The sequence below is a fragment of the Ensifer sesbaniae genome (assembly GCF_013283665.1).
GTDB lineage: Bacteria > Pseudomonadota > Alphaproteobacteria > Rhizobiales > Rhizobiaceae > Ensifer > Ensifer sesbaniae.
Genome location: NZ_JABEKU010000001.1, coordinates 3,028,577 through 3,046,284, shown reverse-complemented (window position 1 = coordinate 3,046,284; position 17,708 = coordinate 3,028,577). Strand labels below are relative to the sequence as shown.

Below are 17,708 nucleotides of genomic sequence, written 5' to 3'. Positions count from 1 at the left end.
CCGTCCGGCGTTGCGTCTTACAAGGGCAACGCCAGGAAAAGTGCGAAGCGGTTTTCCGTCCGGCGTTGCGTCTACAAGGACAACGCCAGGAAAAGTGCGAAGCGGTTTTCCGTCCGGCGTTGCGTCTTACAAGGACAACGCCAGGAAAAGTGCGGTTTCCCGTCCGGCGTTGCGGGCAGGTTTCGGGGGCGCCGGTCCCTGTAACCCATTGAAGTCGTTCGATCGTTCGATTTCTTCAATAGGTCCTTCAATTATTGTCATTTGTGAGGGCCCTTGTTGCAGTGCAATAAAAGGGCATGACCACGCTCGACAGACCGCTCCAGACCAGCATCTCCGCCACGGCCACTGCAGGCGCTATCGCCATGGCTGTCGCCATGGGCTTTGGCCGTTTCTCCTACACGCCGATCCTGCCGGCGATGATGGCCGATCTCGGCCTCTCACCGGGTGACGCCGGCCTCATCGCCTCGGCCAACTTCGTCGGCTATCTGGCCGGTGCCATTCTCGCTGCCTATGGCTGGGCGCATGGGCATGAGCGGCGGATCGGGCTGGCGGCGCTCATCGCCACGACAGCTCTGCTTGCGGCGATGGGGCTCTCGTCCTCCGTCGCCGTGCTGGCGCTCATCCGCTTCCTAGCCGGCCTTGCCAGCGCCTTTGCCATGATCTTCATCTCCGGCATCGTGCTTGGCCATGGCCTGCTTGCGCGGTCGGAGCATGTGTCCGCCGTCCACTTTGGCGGCGTCGGCCTCGGCATCGCATTTTCCTCGCTCTGCGTCTGGGCAAACCCGCTTGCGGGGCATGCTGACTTGACGACTTCGATGGGCGATTGGTTCACCGGTGCCCTCGTTGGGCTGGTCGGGACCATTTTTGTCGCAGCGCTGCTGCCCGGCGTTCCTTCGTCCGGTGGGGGCACGGTGCGCGAGAAGCCGCTTGCCTGGACACGACCGCTCACGGTGGTGACGTTCACCTATGCACTGTTCGGCTTCGGCTATGTCATCACCGCCACCTTCCTTGTCGCCATGGCGCGGGATCCCAGCGGCGGCCACAGCATCGAGTTTCTCGCCTGGCTGCTGACCGGCCTTGCCGCAGCGCTCTCCGTCCATCTCTGGCGCTTTGCCGTCCCGCGGCTCGGTCTGGCCGGTGTCTACGCGGTCGGCCTTTTGGTCGAGGCAGTAGGCCTGGTGCTGACGGTTGGACTGCCCTTGCCCTATGCGCCGCTTGCCGGCGGGCTGATGCTTGGGGCTACCTTCATGATGATAACCGCCTATGGCCTCCAGATCGGCCGACGGCTCGCGCCGGAAAGCCCGCGCAAGGCGCTCGCCCTGATGACCGCCGCCTTCGGTATCGGCCAGATCATCGGCCCGCTGGTTGCCGGCTGGCTTGCGGAGCGCACCGGCAGCTTCGCCGCGCCGACCTTGATTGCGGCCGTCGTCCTCTTCCTATGCAGCGGCGTCATCCTTGTCGAACTGAAGCGGATTTCAGGGGCGTTGAAGTATTGACCAGCGCCAACGGCGGCCAAAAATCCGTCGCCTGATGCTCGCGTTCGCGATGATGAAATAACAGTAAGGTTTGTATTACCGGATTGTTGACGAAGCCGCTTTGCCGTAGTTTCGGCGCATCGGTGGGCGTATCTCGCGTCAACCTACAACAGTCGATCACGATGGTGGCTGCAAGCCATCGTGAAAAAAAAACGAAAGTGCCGTACCTTGCTCGAATCCTTCTTTCCGAAGCCGAAGCTGTTCTTCCCTTCCGTTGTTCTGTGGTCGCTATTTCTGGTCGCCTTCTGGTACACCGCCGGCGAGCAAATGGGAGCGGTGTTCGGTCTGCCGCCCTTGGCAGGCGAGGCGCCCATCGGTCTTGGGCATTTCTTCACGACGGCGTCAGTTTGGTTCTACATATATTTCACTTCGAGCATGGCGCTGTTCTGCCTGTTCTGGCAGTTTTACGCCGCCGATAATCCGTGGCGGAAATGGTCCGTCTGGGGATCGGCATTTATCGTTTTTACTGTCTATTTCTCCGTCGACATCAGTGTTGCGCTCAACAACTGGCGCCGCCCTACGTTCGATAGGATCGTCGAGGCGCTGAAAGCACCGAACACGGTACAGGCCTCGGAAATATACGGTTACGCGCTCATATTCTTCGAACTGGCCAGCGTTTATATCGTTTCGGCGGTGCTGATCAGCTTTTTCACCAGCCACTACCTGTTCCGCTGGCGAAACGCGATGAACGACTACTACTATGCGAAGTGGTCAAAGGTCCGCCATATCGAGGGTGCCTCCCAGCGTATCCAGGAAGATACGATGCGCTTCGCAACCACCGTCGAAGGGTTGGGCGTCCGGCTGATCGATTCGCTCATGACTTTGATCGCCTTTTTGCCGGTGCTGCACGCACTTTCGGCCAACGTCAAGGAACTGCCGATCGTCGGCGCCGTGCCCTATCCCCTCGTGTTGGCGGCGATTTTCTGGTCGCTTTTCGGCACGGTGCTGCTTGCCGTGGTCGGCGTAAAGCTGCCGGGGCTCGAATTCCGCAACCAGCGCGTCGAGGCTGCTTACCGCAAGGAACTCGTCTACGGCGAAGATCACCCGGACCGTGCGCTCCCCCCGACCGTCACGGAACTATTCAGTAATGTGCGGAAGAACTATTTCCGCCTCTATTTTCATTATATGTATTTCAACGTTGCGCGATATTTCTATCTGCAGACGGATAACATCTTTCCGCTTTTCCTGATGGTTCCGGCAATTGTGGGAGCGACAATCACCTATGGGCTTTTTCAGCAGATCCAGGGTGCGTTCTCGCAGGTGACGAGCTCGTTCCAGTACCTCGTCAATTCTTGGCCGACCGTCATCGAGCTGATTTCCATCTATAAGCGCCTGCGCGCCTTCGAAGCGGCAATCGAAGAGGAGCCGCTGCCGCAGATCGATCAGCAGTTCATCGAGGCCGGCGGAAGGGAAGAGTTGGCGCTCTGACTCGTGCTCGGAGCGTGTCGCGTGACAGCGAGTCGCGCGGCGCGCTCAGTCCCGCGCTGCATATCGGCTGAGGCTATGGAACCGAGTGAGCGATATGTCCCAAGTTAGAAGGCGGAGCGATCCGCCTTCTTTTTTGCCTGCTCGATCATCGGCAAGGCCTGGGCATAACTGACACAGGCAACGTCGGACTTTCCACAGACTTCCGTCAGCAAACGATCGAGGGCGCGCCAATAGGCGCCGCCGTTCATCTCGACGAAATGGAAGCCGAGCTGCAGGGGAATTCGGTCGCCGCCATATTCGCGGTCGAAGGCTTTCCTGTAGGCCTCGTAGGTGCGCTCCTCGAAGCGCGCGCTGTCCTTCTTGTTCTCGATACCCATGGAGTGGCGGACGAAGAGATTGTAGTCCATGCCGATGACCGGGCGCTGTGACGGTCCCTCGGGGATCAGCGGCAAGCCGAAGCGCGGCAACCCGTCCTTGGCCGTCGGCCAGCCCGGTCCCTTGGTCACCAGGCTGGCGTCATAGGTGAAGCCCGTTTCCTTCAGGGCCGGCAGCAGACCGTCGCTCAGCGAGAGATAGGGAGCACGGAAACCCTTGACGTCGGCCTTGGCGAACTCGGCCCAGCCCTCGGGCTCCGCCTCTGGCCTCTCCGCCTTCTTCCAGGCGTCGCGGAGCGCAGTGTTGAAGGTCGCGAATTCGCTCTGCCAGTCGGCCTTGCTCCAGCCCTTGCCGTCGAAATGGCCGCAGGCGTGGCTGGCGATATCGTGGCCATCGAGATGGGCCTGCCAGATATGACCGGCGCGAACCGCAATCTCCTCGCGGCTCTGGGCGAAGCCGACATTCGAGCGGCCGGGCTTCTGGCCCGGCGGCCTATAGATCTCCTTGCCGTCGGCCCTGGTCATCAGGAAGGTGCAGGAGAGAAAATAGGTGAAATGCGCGCCGGTGTGCTTCGCCATCGCCAGGCTCTTTTCCCAAAGCGCATTGTCATGGGCGCCGTCGAAAGAGACGATGACGAGCTGCAGGTCAGCGGTGGGGACGGTGGCCGGCGTCGCCGGTTCGGAGCGCGCAAGCGCAGGTACCATGGCAAGGGAAAAGGCGAGAGATATACGAATCATGATCAACTGCAGCGAGGAAATTTTCGTCGCAGATGGTTCGAAATTGCGGCAATCCTTTGATCGGGCTGGAAAAAGGACGCCATCAAGGCTACTCCATAGCCACCCGGGCCAGAATCGGTCCAAGGGCGAATGGCATAAAAAATCAAAGAGCTACAGCGACTCAAGCGCGCCTGCCCGGCACGCGGACGCTGTCTTGGTCCGATATCTCGAACAAAGCGGTGGCCCCATGGCGATACTCGTTCTCGGCATCATCATCTTTCTCGGCATGCATCTCATCCGCGTGGTTGCGCCCGGTTTGCGGGCTAGCGTCATCGAGAGCCGCGGCAAGGGAACCTGGATGGGGATTTATGCGCTCCTCAGTCTCATCGGCCTCTGTCTGATCATCTATGGCTTCGGCCAGGCCCGCAGTGAAACGGGCATGCTCTACGATCCGCCGGTGTTCCTGCGCCACATTGCGCTTCTGCTGATGCTTTTCGCATTTGTCTCCCTGGCTGCAGGCTTCCTGCCGGCGGGCCGCATTGCGGTGGCGTTGAAGCATCCGCAGATCCTGTCGATCAAGCTCTGGGCCTTCGCGCATCTGCTCGCCAACGGCGAGACATCTTCCGTCCTGCTGTTCGGTTCGTTTCTCGCCTGGGGCGTGATCCTGCGCATCTCGCTGAAGCGCCGCGAGCGGGCAGGGGAGCGCGTGCTGCCGGTGTTCAAGTCATCGACGAACGACGTGTTGGCAATCGTCATCGGCCTCGTCGGCTATGTGCTGTTTACCTGGAAGTTTCACGAGTGGTTGATCGGCGTCGCGCCGGTGGTGATGGGCTAAATCACGTCGGCCCCCTTACAAGCGCCGCAAAATCGGGTAGAAGGCGCAAAATCCATGAGAGCGCGGTGCGTGGGCAAGAACGCATCGCGCGTGCTCGAACAGTTTGAGATCGTGCGCTGTTCCCGTCGATGACGGTCGGGATGGCGCATCAGTGGGCAGGCAAGGCCGGGGCAGTAGATGGCGAACCAAGACGACAGCTTTATCCGCGAGGTCAATGAGGAACTGCGTTCCGACCAGATGAAGAATATCTGGGCGCGTTTCGGCGGTGTCATCGTCGGGATCGCCGTGCTCATTGTCCTCGGAACCATCGGCAAGGTCGGATTCGACTACTGGCAGGAGGGGGCCTCGTCGAAGTCGGGCGACGCCTTCCTGCAGGCGCTCAATCTCGCCAAGGAAAACAAGACGGACGAGGCGCTTGCTGCCTTGAACGCGCTGGAGAAGGACGGCTACGGCGCCTATCCGGTGCTGGCGCGCCTGCGCGCGGCGACGCTTCAGGCCCAGAAGGGCGACACCGATGCGGCGGTAAAGGCATTCTCGGCGATTGGCAGGGACGGCAGCGTACCGGCGGCCATCCAGGACGCGGCGCGGCTGCGTGCCGCCTATCTGCTGGTTGACGTCGGCAGCTACGACCAGGTTTCGGCCGAAGTCGAGCAACTCGCGACGCCGCAGAACAACATGCGTCATTCGGCGCGCGAAGCGCTCGGGCTTGCGGCCTACAAGGCCGGTGATTACGCCAAGGCAAAGACCTGGTTTCAGCAGATCGTCGACGATCAGCAGAGCCCGCGCAACGTCGCCGGCCGCGCCCAGATGCTGCTCGACGTGATCACCGCCAGCGGCAAGGCCTGACGTTTCGCCCATCCGCCATGTGGACGGGCACAGGGTGCACGACCCTTTCGAATCAGCGCATGATCCCAAAATCGATCTCGATCTTGGGGTTGTGCGCTAAAGCATTTAAAGCAGTTCCAGCAAAAGTGCGCAGCGGTTTTGCGCCTGGAATTGCACGAGGAATCAGACGGAGCGGTTCCCCTGAGGAACGCTCCGGCGCCGCCTCAATGCGGCGGAGAACGAAATTACGAGCGCGGCCCGCCCAAATCGGCTGCCGCGCTCCAAGCGGAAACGGATAGATCCATGAGCTTCACCGTCGCCATCATCGGGCGTCCCAATGTCGGCAAGTCCACCTTGTTCAACCGTCTGGTCGGCAAGAAGCTGGCGCTTGTCGACGATACGCCAGGCGTTACCCGCGACCGTCGGCCGGGCGACGCCAAGCTGATCGACCTCAAGTTCCGCATCATCGACACCGCCGGGCTCGAACAGTCGCCGCCCGACAGCCTGCAGGGGCGCATGTGGGCGCAGACGGAAGCCGCGATCGACGAGGCCGATCTCACGCTGTTCCTGATCGACGCCAAGGCCGGCTTGACGCCGGCCGACGAGACATTGGCCGAGATGCTGCGCCGTCGTGGCAAGCCCGTCATTGTCGTCGCCAACAAGTCCGAGGCGCGCGGCTCCGACGGCGGATATTACGACGCTTTCACGCTAGGCCTCGGCGATCCTTGCCCGATTTCGGCCGAGCATGGCGAAGGCATGCTCGACCTGCGCGACGCCATTGTCGCCGCGCTCGGGGAAGAGAGAGCCTTCCCGCCCAGGGAAGACGTGGCGGAGACCGACGTCGATATCCGTCCAGCCGGTGCCGGGGAGGGGGCCGAGGACGAGGAGGCCGAGCCGGCCTATGACGAGACGAAGCCCTTGCGCGTGGCGATCGTCGGCCGTCCGAATGCCGGCAAGTCGACGCTGATCAACCGCTTCCTCGGCGAGGACAGGCTTTTGACCGGGCCGGAAGCCGGCATTACCCGCGATTCCATTTCGGTCGAATGGGAATGGCGCGGCCGCACCATCAAGATGTTCGACACGGCCGGCATGCGCCGCAAGGCCAAGGTGCAGGAGAAGCTGGAAAAGCTCTCGGTCGCCGATGCGCTGCGCGCGATCCGCTTTGCCGAAACGGTCGTCATCGTCTTCGACGCGACCATCCCTTTCGAAAAGCAGGATCTGCAGATCGTCGATCTCGTGCTGCGCGAGGGCAGGGCGGCAGTGCTCGCCTTCAACAAGTGGGACCTAGTCGAGGACTGGCAGGCGGTGCTTGCCGACCTTCGTGAAAAGACCGAGCGGCTGCTGCCGCAGGCACGCGGCATCCGCGCCGTGCCGATTTCCGGCCACACCGGCTATGGCCTCGATCGGCTGATGCAGGCGATCATCGAGACGGACAGGACCTGGAACCGCCGCATCTCCACCGCGCGGCTCAACCGCTGGCTGGAATCGCAGCAGATCCAGCATCCGCCACCGGCCGTGTCCGGCCGCCGCCTGAAGCTCAAATACATGACGCAGGTGAAGGCCCGCCCGCCGGGCTTCATGATCTCCTGCACGCGCCCCGACGCGCTGCCGGAATCTTACGTGCGCTACCTGATCAACGGTCTGCGCAACGATTTCGACCTGCCGGGCGTGCCGATCCGCATGCATTTCCGCTCGGGTGACAACCCCTACGAATCGAAGGCGAAAAAGCGGCGTTAAAGCAGTTCCAGGAAAAGTGCGAAGCGGTTTTCCGTTCGGAACTGCGGAAGACAGGCAAGCAGTTCCAGGAAAAGTGCGAAGCGGTTTTCCGTCCGGAATTGCGTGACCAAAGCAAAGCTGAAAGCGATCCTGCCGCTCAAGCGACAGGCAGCTTTTCCTTGGGGACGAGCGCCCCATGATGGCCGATAACACCGGCGGCAACGCTTGCTGCAAAGGCGGCGGCCTCGGCCGATTGAGCACCGGCGACCAGGCGGGCGACGAAGGCACCGTTGAAACTGTCGCCGGCGCTGGTCGTGTCGACGACATGTTCGACCGGCATTGCGGGCACGTGCTGGAGGGGGGCATCCCCGAAGGCGAGCGTCACGCCCTTCTCGCCATCTTTCACGACGACATTGGCGGCGCCGAGGCCCTTGTAACGCGCGATCGTCGCTTCGATCGAGGCGTCGCCGAAATGGGTGACCTCGTCGTCGAAACTCGGCATGACGAGGCTTGCCGCGCGGGCGCCATCGGTCAGCGTCCGGCGCATGCGTTCGGCGTCGTCCCAAAGCCGCGGGCGAATATTGGGGTCGAAGACCACCAGCTTGCCGGCGGCTTTCGCGCGACGCAGCTCCGAAAGCAGCGTCTCCCCCGCATCGGGAGCAAGGATCGCCAGGGTGATGCCGGAATAGAGGATGAGGTCGGAGGTCTCGATCGCGCGCCGCAGATGATCGGCATCGTCGGCCAGCAGCTTGGCGGCCGAGTGCGAGCGCCAGTAGGAGAAGCTGCGCTCGCCGTCCTTCAGGTGGATCATGTAGAGCCCGGCCGAACGGTTCTCGATCCGGCGCACGGCAGAAGTGTCGATCCCTTTTTCCGCCATGAAGGCTAGCATCTCGTCCGAGACGGTATCGGTGCCCACGGCGGAGCAATAGGCGACGGTCCAGTCGGCGGGCATGAACAGCCGCGCATAGTAGGCGGCGTTGAAGGTGTCGCCGGCATAGCCTTTGCGCAGCAGCCCGCCTTCCGCCTGCATGAGCTCGACCATGCACTCCCCGATCGCAAGCATCTTCCCGGCCAACGGCTTTCCTCCTCGCAAGATTTCGCCTGAGACGGGATAAGGGGCTCCGCCGCTCTCGGCAAGAGATTGTTTCCGGTGGCGTACGTGACGATGGAAGACGGCGTTTACTGATCCGCCGAGCAACGCTACACCTTTGCGGGCGGACCGTCTTCAAGGGGGCATTCATGACGTCTCGGCAGGTATCGGGTGACGATTGGTGGCGCGGCGCGGTGATCTACCAGGTCTATCCGCGCTCCTTCCAGGATACCGACGACGACGGCATCGGCGATCTGAAGGGCGTCACCCGACGGCTGGCGCATATCGCCTCGCTCGGCGTCGACGCGATCTGGCTGTCGCCGTTCTTCACCTCACCGCAGGCCGACATGGGCTACGACGTATCGGACTATTGCGACGTCGACCCGATGTTCGGGACGCTCGCCGATTTCGACGAGATGCTTGGCGAGGCCCATCGTCTCGGCCTCAAGGTCATCATCGATCAGGTTATCTCGCATACGTCCGATCGCCATCCCTGGTTCATCGAAAGCCGCTCGGACCGGACGAATCCGAAGGCCGATTGGTATGTCTGGGCCGATCCGAAGCCGGACGGCACGGCGCCCAACAACTGGCTGTCGATCTTCGGCGGGCCGGCCTGGGAATGGGACGGGGTGCGCAAGCAATACTACATGCACAACTTCCTCGGCTCGCAGCCAGACCTCAACTTCCACAATCCCGCAGTCCAGGATGCCGTGCTCGATGCCGCCCGCTTCTGGCTCGATCGCGGCGTCGACGGCTTCCGCCTCGATACCGTCAACTTCTATTTTCACGACCGGCATCTCAGGGACAACCCGCCGCTCGTTCCCGATCCGGACGCAACCAGCAACGATGCGCCTGACGTAAACCCCTACGGCATGCAGGACCATCTCCACGACAAGAGCCAGCCCGAAAACATCGCCTTCCTCCAGCGCTTCCGGGCGCTGCTCGACCGTTACGAGGGGCGCATGACCGTCGGCGAAGTCGGTGATGGCGCCCGCTCGCTGAAGACCGTAGCCGCCTATACCGGCGGCGGCGACAAGCTCAACATGTGCTACACCTTCGATCTGCTCGGTCCGGACTTTACAGCGCGGCATATCCGCCGCTGCGTCGAGAATTTCCAGAAGGTGGTCACCGACGGCTGGGTCTGCTGGGCCTTTTCCAACCATGACGTGACGCGCCATGTCAGCCGCTTCGCCCGGAACGAGGCCGAGCGGGAGAGGGTGGCGCGGCTGGCGATCACGCTGCTTTCCAGCCTGCGCGGGTCGATCTGTCTCTATCAGGGCGAAGAACTGGGGCTTCCGGAGGCGGCGCTTGCCTTCGAGGACCTGCGCGATCCCTATGGCATCCGCTTCTGGCCGTCCTACAAGGGCCGCGACGGGTGCCGCACGCCGATGGTCTGGGAAGAGGCTGCGGCCAATGCCGGCTTCTCCGCTGGCAAGCCCTGGCTGCCGGTGCCGGCTGAACACCGCCGCTTGGCCGTGGACGCGATGGCCGCGGGCGTGGATACGACCCTCGACCACTACCGGGCGACGCTCGCTTTCCGCAATGCACAACCGGTATTGCGTGATGGCGCGATGCGTTTCCTCGACACGAACAGCGACCTCTTGGCCTTCGTTCGCGAAAAGGACGGCGAGCGCCTGCTCTTCGTCTTCAACCTCACTCGCGAGCCGCAGGTGTTCCTGCCGCCCGCTCCGGTGCACCCCCTGGATTTGCCCGGATATCCGGCGCGCCTCGAAGCCGGTAGCATTCAGCTCTCCGGATTGTCGGCCTTCTCAGGGAAATTCTGATGCGCGTCTTGTTGATGGATGGTGAAACCATCGGCCGCTGGATCGAGATGCGTCTGGCACTCTGGCCAGATACGCCGGAAGCGGAGCATCGCGCCGAGGTCGAATCCTCCCTTGCCGAACGCGATCGCTATGCGTCGTTCCTATGCGAGGACGAGGCGGGGGTCGCCGCGGGCTTTGCCGAGGCGTCGATCCGCAGGGACTATGTCAACGGCTGCCAAACCTCGCCCGTGGCCTTTCTCGAAGGGATTTACGTGTTGCCTCGGTATCGCCGCCGTGGCGTGGCGCGTGCGCTGATCACCGCGGTGGAACGCTGGGCGACGAGCCAGGGATGCCAGGAGCTTGCCTCCGACACGGCGACCGACAATCTCAGGAGCCAGAGCCTGCACATGGCGCTCGGCTTCGAAGAGACGGAGCGGGTCGTCTATTTCCGCAAGGAGCTGGCGCCCGCCGCGGCGGACAATTGAGCGCTCCAGCGGCCAGAGGCGGGCCTCAGCCGATCAGCATGAACTTGTCGACGTCGACCAGCCCGCGGTCGGAGATCTTCAGGTGCGGGATGACCGGCAGCGGCAGGAAGGCGAGCTGCAGGAAGGGCTCTTCCAGCGTGGCTCCGAGCGCGAAGGCGGCGTGTCTCAGGTGGTGCAGGGTATCGCGCACGGACTCGTAGGGCTCCAGGCTCATCAGGCCCGCGACCGGCAGCGCGATCTCGCCGGTCACCTTGCCGTCTTCGACGACGACGAAACCGCCCTTGATTTCGCCGAGCCGGTTGGCGGCGATCGCCATGTCCTCGTCGTTGACGCCGACGACGCAGATATTGTGGCTGTCATGGCCGACGGTCGAGGCGATTGCGCCCTTCTTCAGCCCGAAACCCTGGACGAAGCCGTTGGCGTGATTGCCGTTGACGCCGTGGCGTTCGATGACGGCCACCTTGATGATGTCGCGACCGAGGTCGATGCCGGTCTGGTTGCCGACGGCCGGCAGGCGGTAGCGGCGGTGTTCGGTGATGATCTTGCCGGGGAGCACGCCGATGACCGAACTGTCGCCATCGGTCACGGGGATGCCGAAGGCGCTGGCATGAACCTGGCCGGCCTTGACGCTGTCGAGCCCAACGGGCGCAACCGGATTGCGAGTGGCAAAGAGCGCGTCCGTGACGCGCCTTCCGCCTGAGAACACCATCTCGGCTTTGCAGTTTTCCAGGCTGTCGACGACCACGAGATCCGCGCGCCAGCCGGGGGCGACAAGGCCGCGGTCGGAGAGCCCGAAGGCGCGGGCGGCCGAGATCGAGGCGGCGCGATAGATCGCCAGCGGCTCGACGCCGGCGGCGATGGCCGTGCGGATCATGTGGTCGAGATGGCCCTGCTCGGCGATATCGAGCGGATTGCGATCGTCGGTGCAGAGTGCCAGATGCGGTGACAGGCGTTCGGTGATGATCGGCATCAGCGCATTGAGGTCCTTCGAGACCGAACCCTCGCGCACGAGGATGTGCATGCCCTTGCGGATCTTCTCCATGGCTTCTTCGGCACTGGTGCATTCGTGGTCGGTGCGGATGCCGGCGGCGAGATAGCCGTTCAGATCCTTGCCGGAGAGCAACGGCGCGTGGCCATCGATATGGCCGTTCTGGAAGGCGTCAAGCTTGGCGAGACAGACGGGATCCTTGTGGACGACGCCGGGGAAGTTCATGAACTCGGCGAGGCCGATGACCTTGGGATGATGGCGGAAGGGCAGGAGCCTTTCGATCGGCAGGTCGGCGCCCGACGTTTCCAGGTGCGTTGCCGGCACGCAGGAGGAGAGCTGGACACGGATATCCATGATCGTTTCCTGGGCCGAATCCAGGAAGAACTGAATGCCCTCGGTGCCGAGCACGTTGGCAATTTCGTGCGGATCGCAGACGACGGTGGTGATGCCGAGCGGCAGGACGCAGCGGTCGAACTCGTGCGGCGTGACGAGCGAGGATTCGATGTGCAGATGCGTGTCGATGAAGCCGGGTACGACGATGCGGCCGGTGATGTCGATCTCCTCGCGCCCCTCGTAGCTCCCGAAGGTGCCGACGATGCGGTCGCCGGAGATCGCAATGTCGGAGGCGACCAGCTCGCCGGTCACGAGATCGAAGAAGCGCCCGCCCTTCAAAACGATATCGGCCGGTTCGCGTCCGACGCCCTGATCGATATAGCGTTCCAGCGCTTCGGACATGGGGCAACTCCAGTTCTTGTGTGCATCGAGCCACCGGTCTGGCTTCCGTAGCGACCGTGCTTCGGCTCCGCGTGGCAGATAAGAGTAACCCTCTCCCCGTCGCCGGGGAAAGGGTCATTGATGGTCGGCGCGAGGCCGGATCAGATGTTGTTGTTGAGAACGGCGCGCAGCTTGCCGAACAGCTCGTCGATCTGGGTCTTGCTGATGATCAGCGGCGGCGACAGCGCGATGATATCGCCGGTGGTGCGGATCAGCAGGCCGCTCTCATAGGCCTTCAGGAAGGCGGAGAAGGCGCGCTTGGTCGGCTCGCCCGCGATCGGCTGGAGCTCGATCGCACCGATCAGGCCGAGATTGCGGATGTCGATGACATTTGGGCAATCTCTCAGCGAGTGCAGCCCGTCTTCCCAGTAGGGGGCGAGCTCGGCAGCGCGCGTCAGCAAGCCTTCTTCCTTGTAGGTATCGAGCGTGCCGAGGGCGGCGGCCGAGGCGATCGGGTTACCGGAATAGGTGTAACCGTGGAAGAACTCGATCATGTGCTCCGGACCGTTCATGAAGGCATCATGGATCTCGGAGGTGACGAAGACCGCGCCCATCGGGATGACGCCGTTGGTCAGGCCCTTGGCAGTGGTGATGATGTCGGGCTTCACGTCGAAATACTGTGCGGCAAAAGGCGTGCCGAGGCGGCCGAAACCGGTGATGACTTCATCGAAGATCAACAGGATGCCGTGCTTGGTGCAGATGTCGCGGAGCTTCTGCAGGTAGCCCTTCGGTGGGATCAGCACGCCGGTGGAGCCGGCCACCGGCTCGACGATCACGGCGGCGATGGTGGAGGCGTCATGCAGGGTCACGATGCGCTCGAGCTCGGTGGCGATGTCGCCGCCATGTTCCGGCTCGCCGCGGGTAAAGGAATTCTGCGCCGGCAGATGGGTGTGCGGCATGTGGTCGACGCCGGTCAGCAGCGTACCGAACATCTTGCGGTTGGAGACGATGCCGCCGACCGAGACGCCACCGAAGTTGACGCCGTGATAGCCGCGCTCGCGGCCGATCAGCCGGAAGCGCGAGCCGTCGCCCTTGGCGCGGTGATAGGCGAGCGCCACCTTCAGCGCCGTATCGACCGATTCCGAGCCGGAATTGGTGTAGAGGACGTGGTTCATGCCTTCAGGCGCGATGTCGACCAGGCGGTTCGCAAGCTCGAAGGCCTTGGGATGGCCGAGCTGGAAGGCCGGCGCATAATCGAGCTCGCCCGCCTGTTCGCGAATCGCCTCGGTAATCTTCGGGCGACAATGGCCGGCGTTTACGCACCACAGACCCGCCGTCCCGTCCAGAACCGTACGACCGTCATGGGTCGTGTAGTACATATCCTTGGCGCCGACGAACAGGCGCGGTTCCTTCTTGAACTGCCGGTTCGCGGTGAACGGCATCCAGAAGGCGCGCAGATCGTTCGGGGTGTTGAGACGGTTCGACATTCCAGTTCTCCTCGGTCCGTTTTTCGTCAGGCGCTCGCCGCCCGCATTTTTTACCCTTTGGTCAAACTATCAGCGCCCCGGGAGGCGTCAAGCCTTGGAAGCCCCCCACAGAGAGCCTTCGGGGTGGCGAATTTTTGTCTCGGGGCTGGATATTTTCTCTAGCTTAACTTGTTTGCGTCAACGCTGCGTTGCCATGCCTTGCCGGGTCCATGGCCGCCTGTGAATGGGTCTTCGCGCCTGCGGCCCGGCTGAGCCACTTGGGAGCTTGGACGTGTCTCGGTTCGGGATAGTACACGCGGCAATTGCCGCGCTCTTCCTGCCTGCCCCGGCTGCTGCTGCCGAACTGATCGCCGACGGTCGCTTCGAAAAGGGGCAGGACGCGTTCTGGGCGAGCGACGGATTGACGCTCGAGCGAGAGAGCGGGCAGCTCTGTGTCGAGACCCGGGGCGGAGGAGAGGTCTGGAGCCAGATCATCGGCGTCAATGGATTGAAGCTGGTGCCGGGACATGTCTATCGCCTCTCGGCTAAAGTTATCGCCCAGCCGGCGCGCGCGATCCTGGCAAGAGTTCAGCGAGCTGCAGATCCCTGGACTGCCGTTGCCGAATTTACGATGCCGGGGTCACCCGGTGGCACCTCGTTCCCGGTCGACTTTGAGGCAAGAGTACCGGAAGAGGCGCAGTTTGTGATGCCGCTCGGGGGTGGAGTGGCCGGCCGCCTCTGTCTTGACGACGTATCGTTGGTCGTGACCGGCGCCGTCCTGCCGATGGCAAGGCGAGCGACCAAGGGACCTGCCATTCGCGTCAACCAGTTCGGCTACTTCATCAGCGGACCGAAGCGCGCGACCGTCGTTGCCAATACGAAGCGGCCGATGGATTTCCAGTTGCTCGATGCCAAGGGCGACGTCGTCGGCAAGGGCCGGACACAACCAAGCGGATTCGATCCGATGGCGGGCGTCGAAACCCAGGTCGCGGATTTCTCATTCTTCGCAACGGCTGGAGACGGCTATCGTCTGGTGGCCGGCGACTGGGCGAGCGATCGTTTTTCGATCGGCGATGATCTCTATCACCGCCTGCGCGTCGATGCCCTGTCCTGGTTCTATCCGCAGCGAAGCGGCGTCGAGATCAAGGCGGCGATTGCCGGCAAGGCCTACGCCCGCTCTGCCGGCCATATAGGCGTGGCGCCGAACCAGGGCGACAAGGCGGTCGCATGCCTCAATGGCAAGCGAGCCGAAGCGCTCTACGGCGGCTGGTCCTGTTCCTATCGGCTGGACGTTTCCGGCGGCTGGTACGACGCCGGCGACCACGGCAAATACGCCGTGACCGGCGCTTTGTCGGCGGCGCAACTGCTTGCCGCCTACGAGCGCGGCCGCGTCTATGCCACGGGGTCCCCGGTGACCCACGACGGTCTCTCGCGCATTCCCGAAAACGGCAACGGCATGCCCGACATTCTCGACGAGGCGCGGTGGGAGCTCGAGTTCCTGTTGCGCATGATGGTGCCGGATGGCCAGCCGCTCGCGGGAATGGTGCACCACAAGGTCCATGACATCGCCTGGACCGCGGTGCCGATGCTGCCCGGCGACGACCCGCAGCCGCGGGCGCTTCACCGTCCGTCGACTGCCGCAACGCTCGACGTCGCAGCCGTCGCGGCTCAGGGCGCCCGGCTTTTCGCCGGTCCGGATCCGACGTTCTCGGCGCGGTTGCTTGCGGCCGCACGCAAGGCCTGGGTGGCGGCCAATGCCAATCCGACACTCTTCGCGCCAAGATCGGACGGACTTGCCGGCGGCGGCGACTACGACGACGACAGCATTTCTGACGAGTTCTTCTGGGCGGCGGCCGAGCTCTATCTGACGACCGGTGACGACGCCTATCTCGACGTGCTGCGGGCGTCGCCGCTTTGGGCGGCCGATACGCTTTCTCCCGGCGGCGCCTTCGACTGGCGCAACGTCGCAGGCTTTGCACGGCTGCAACTGGCCCTTTATGGCACCCGGTTGCCGGACGGCGACCGTGACGCGATCAGGAACTCGGTGCTTTCGGCAGCGCGCCACTTCCTGTCGCTGCAACAGACAGAGCCTTTCGGTGTCGTCTACCGACCCGAGGACCGGCGTTACGGCTGGGGATCGAACCAGCTGATGCTGCAGAACATCATCGTGCTCGCGGCCGCTTTCGATCTCTCCGGCGAGAAGGCCTTTCTCGACGGTGCGCGCGAGGGCATGGATTACATTCTCGGCCGCAATGCGTTGGCCCTAGCCTATATCACCGGCTACGGCACGCGCGCGGCCAAGAACCAGCACAGTCGCTGGTACGCGCACCAGCGCGACCCGCAGCTGCCGAACCCGCCGGCTGGCTCTCTCGCCGGCGGCCCCAACTCCACCCTTGTCGATGACGTCGCACGGCAGCGCTTGAAGGGCTGCGCGCCGCAGACCTGCTATGCCGATGATATCGAAGCCTATGGATCCAATGAAATCGCCATCAACTGGAATGCGCCGCTCGTCTATGTCGCGTCGTTCCTCGCCGATGCGCGCTAGGAGAGTGAAAGCGTGACCGGAATAGCCTTCGTCGGAACCGGCTTCGTCGCCGACTATTACATGACGACGCTTGCCAATCATCCGCAGCTCCGGCTCGTCGGCGTCTGGGATCGCGATGCGGAGCGTCTCGATGCCTTTGTGCGCTACTGGAAAGTTTCGGCCTATGCTTCGCTGAATGCGGCGCTCGCCGATCCCGCCGTCTCGATCATCGTCAATCTGACGACGCCGGAAAGCCATTACAGCATCAACTACGCCGCTCTCTCCGCCGGCAAGCATGTCTATTGCGAGAAGCCGCTGGCAATGACGGTCGAGGAGGCGAGCGAACTGGTGGAGCTTGCCCGCGAGCGTGCACTCGTGCTTGCCGGCGCGCCTGCCAATGGCCTCAGCGATGCGCAGGCGCTCTGTGCGGACCTGCTTGCAGCCGGGACCATAGGCAAGCCGCGGCTGGTCTATGCCGAGATGGAGGATGGCCCGGTCTTCAAGGCGAACTGGCGCGCCTGGCGCAGCCGCTCAGGCGCCCGTTGGCCGGGCGTGCACGAATTCGAGGTTGGCTGCACGCTCGAGCATGCAGGCTATGCCGCAAGCTGGCTCGTCTCGCTCTTCGGACCGGTCGCCGAGGTCAGCGCCGTTTCCGCTCTGACCTTTCCGGACAAGGGCCCCGGAACCGAGACGCTGGCGCTCGGTCCTGATTTCTCGGTGGGGTGTCTCACCTTCCACTCCGGCGTGACGGCGCGCGTCACCTGCGGCCTGGCGGCGCCACGCGACCGGTCGTTGACGATCATCGGCGACAAGGGAACTATCGTCGTTCGCGACCTCTGGGACAATCGTTCGCCCGTTCATGTGGAGGCCTTCGGCGCCAGGCGCTCGCTTGTGCATCGCGGGCTCGACTGGCTGGAATGGAAAATGGGGCGCAAATTGCCTGTCCGGCTCTATCCCGGAACGAAGGTGCGCTACGCCAAGGCGTCGTCCGGGCCCGCCCTTCCGGCCTTTCCGTCGCAGATCGATTTCGTGCGGGGGATCGCAGTCCAGGCCGACGCGATCAAGTGCGGCGAAACACCGTTTTTCTCCGGCGCGACGGCGCGGCATCTGACCGAGGTCGTGCTCGCGCTCAACAGCGGCTGGAGGGACTATCGTCCGCTCGATCTCTAGGGCGCCGTGCGTTCCGGTGAACGCACAAAGGACGCTCCGAAACTTTTCCGAAGGGCGGTCGCCGGCGTGTCGGGCAGA

13 protein-coding genes are annotated in these 17,708 nt (G+C 63.3%); 9 read left to right on the top strand and 4 right to left on the bottom strand.

What is annotated here, in order from left to right; genetic code table 11:
* The first annotated feature begins 296 nt into the window (after positions 1 to 296).
* Entirely contained in the window at positions 297 to 1,496 is a 1,200-nt protein-coding gene (locus BHMPCIPO_RS14825) for an MFS transporter (protein WP_173517460.1), read from the top strand.
* A 207-nt stretch (positions 1,497 to 1,703) separates the two neighbouring features.
* Positions 1,704 to 2,963: a peptide antibiotic transporter SbmA gene (gene sbmA, locus BHMPCIPO_RS14820; RefSeq protein WP_173518183.1), complete on the top strand. Its 1,260-nt coding sequence runs from the start codon at positions 1,704 to 1,706 to the stop codon at positions 2,961 to 2,963.
* 104 nt (positions 2,964 to 3,067) lie between these two features.
* Here sbmA and BHMPCIPO_RS14815 read toward each other — a convergent pair whose 3' ends face one another.
* A complete protein-coding gene (locus BHMPCIPO_RS14815; protein ID WP_173517459.1) occupies positions 3,068 to 4,075 on the bottom strand; it encodes a polysaccharide deacetylase family protein in 1,008 nt (335 codons plus the stop codon).
* A gap of 226 nt (positions 4,076 to 4,301) precedes the next feature.
* Here BHMPCIPO_RS14815 and BHMPCIPO_RS14810 point away from each other — a divergent pair, with 226 nt between their 5' ends.
* From BHMPCIPO_RS14810 to der, 3 genes are all read left to right on the top strand, one after another.
* Entirely contained in the window at positions 4,302 to 4,889 is a 588-nt protein-coding gene (locus BHMPCIPO_RS14810; RefSeq protein ID WP_173517458.1) for an NnrU family protein, read from the top strand.
* A gap of 177 nt (positions 4,890 to 5,066) precedes the next feature.
* On the top strand, positions 5,067 to 5,735 hold the full coding sequence (locus tag BHMPCIPO_RS14805) for a tetratricopeptide repeat protein (RefSeq protein WP_173517457.1): 669 nt from the start codon (positions 5,067 to 5,069) through the stop codon (positions 5,733 to 5,735).
* A 282-nt stretch (positions 5,736 to 6,017) separates the two neighbouring features.
* Complete coding sequence (der, locus tag BHMPCIPO_RS14800) at positions 6,018 to 7,451, top strand: ribosome biogenesis GTPase Der (protein WP_173517456.1); 1,434 nt, start codon at positions 6,018 to 6,020, stop codon at positions 7,449 to 7,451.
* Between the two features lie 136 nt (positions 7,452 to 7,587).
* On the opposite strand, the gene BHMPCIPO_RS14795 is transcribed toward der, so the two are convergent.
* Positions 7,588 to 8,505 (bottom strand): sugar kinase, encoded by a 918-nt coding sequence (locus BHMPCIPO_RS14795; RefSeq protein WP_173517455.1) that lies wholly within the window; start codon positions 8,503 to 8,505, stop codon positions 7,588 to 7,590.
* 164 nt (positions 8,506 to 8,669) lie between these two features.
* On the opposite strand from BHMPCIPO_RS14795, the gene bglA reads away from it, so the two are divergent.
* Positions 8,670 to 10,304, top strand: coding sequence for a beta-galactosidase BglA (gene bglA, locus BHMPCIPO_RS14790; protein ID WP_173517454.1), 1,635 nt, complete (start codon positions 8,670 to 8,672; stop codon positions 10,302 to 10,304).
* Positions 10,304 to 10,768 (top strand): aminoglycoside 6'-N-acetyltransferase, encoded by a 465-nt coding sequence (gene aac(6') / locus BHMPCIPO_RS14785; protein ID WP_173517453.1) that lies wholly within the window; start codon positions 10,304 to 10,306, stop codon positions 10,766 to 10,768. The genes bglA and aac(6') overlap by 1 nt, the downstream gene beginning before the upstream one ends.
* A gap of 25 nt (positions 10,769 to 10,793) precedes the next feature.
* Here the strand turns inward: aac(6') and ade are convergent, their stop codons facing one another.
* Both ade and aptA read right to left on the bottom strand, forming a co-directional pair.
* Positions 10,794 to 12,491, bottom strand: a complete 1,698-nt coding sequence (gene ade, locus BHMPCIPO_RS14780) for an adenine deaminase (RefSeq protein ID WP_173517452.1) — start codon at positions 12,489 to 12,491, stop codon at positions 10,794 to 10,796.
* A 140-nt stretch (positions 12,492 to 12,631) separates the two neighbouring features.
* A complete protein-coding gene (gene aptA / locus BHMPCIPO_RS14775; RefSeq protein WP_173517451.1) occupies positions 12,632 to 13,957 on the bottom strand; it encodes an omega-aminotransferase AptA in 1,326 nt (441 codons plus the stop codon).
* 271 nt (positions 13,958 to 14,228) lie between these two features.
* Between aptA and BHMPCIPO_RS14770 the strand changes: the two genes are divergently transcribed.
* Positions 14,229 to 16,481 carry a glycoside hydrolase family 9 protein gene (locus tag BHMPCIPO_RS14770; protein WP_312033033.1) on the top strand — a complete coding sequence of 751 codons (2,253 nt, stop codon included), beginning with the start codon at positions 14,229 to 14,231 and terminating at the stop codon, positions 16,479 to 16,481.
* A 60-nt stretch (positions 16,482 to 16,541) separates the two neighbouring features.
* The gene (locus BHMPCIPO_RS14765; protein ID WP_210266579.1) at positions 16,542 to 17,630 is read left to right on the top strand and encodes a Gfo/Idh/MocA family protein; all 1,089 of its coding nucleotides are present in this window, start codon (positions 16,542 to 16,544) and stop codon (positions 17,628 to 17,630) included.
* Positions 17,631 to 17,708: the final 78 nt, after the last annotated feature.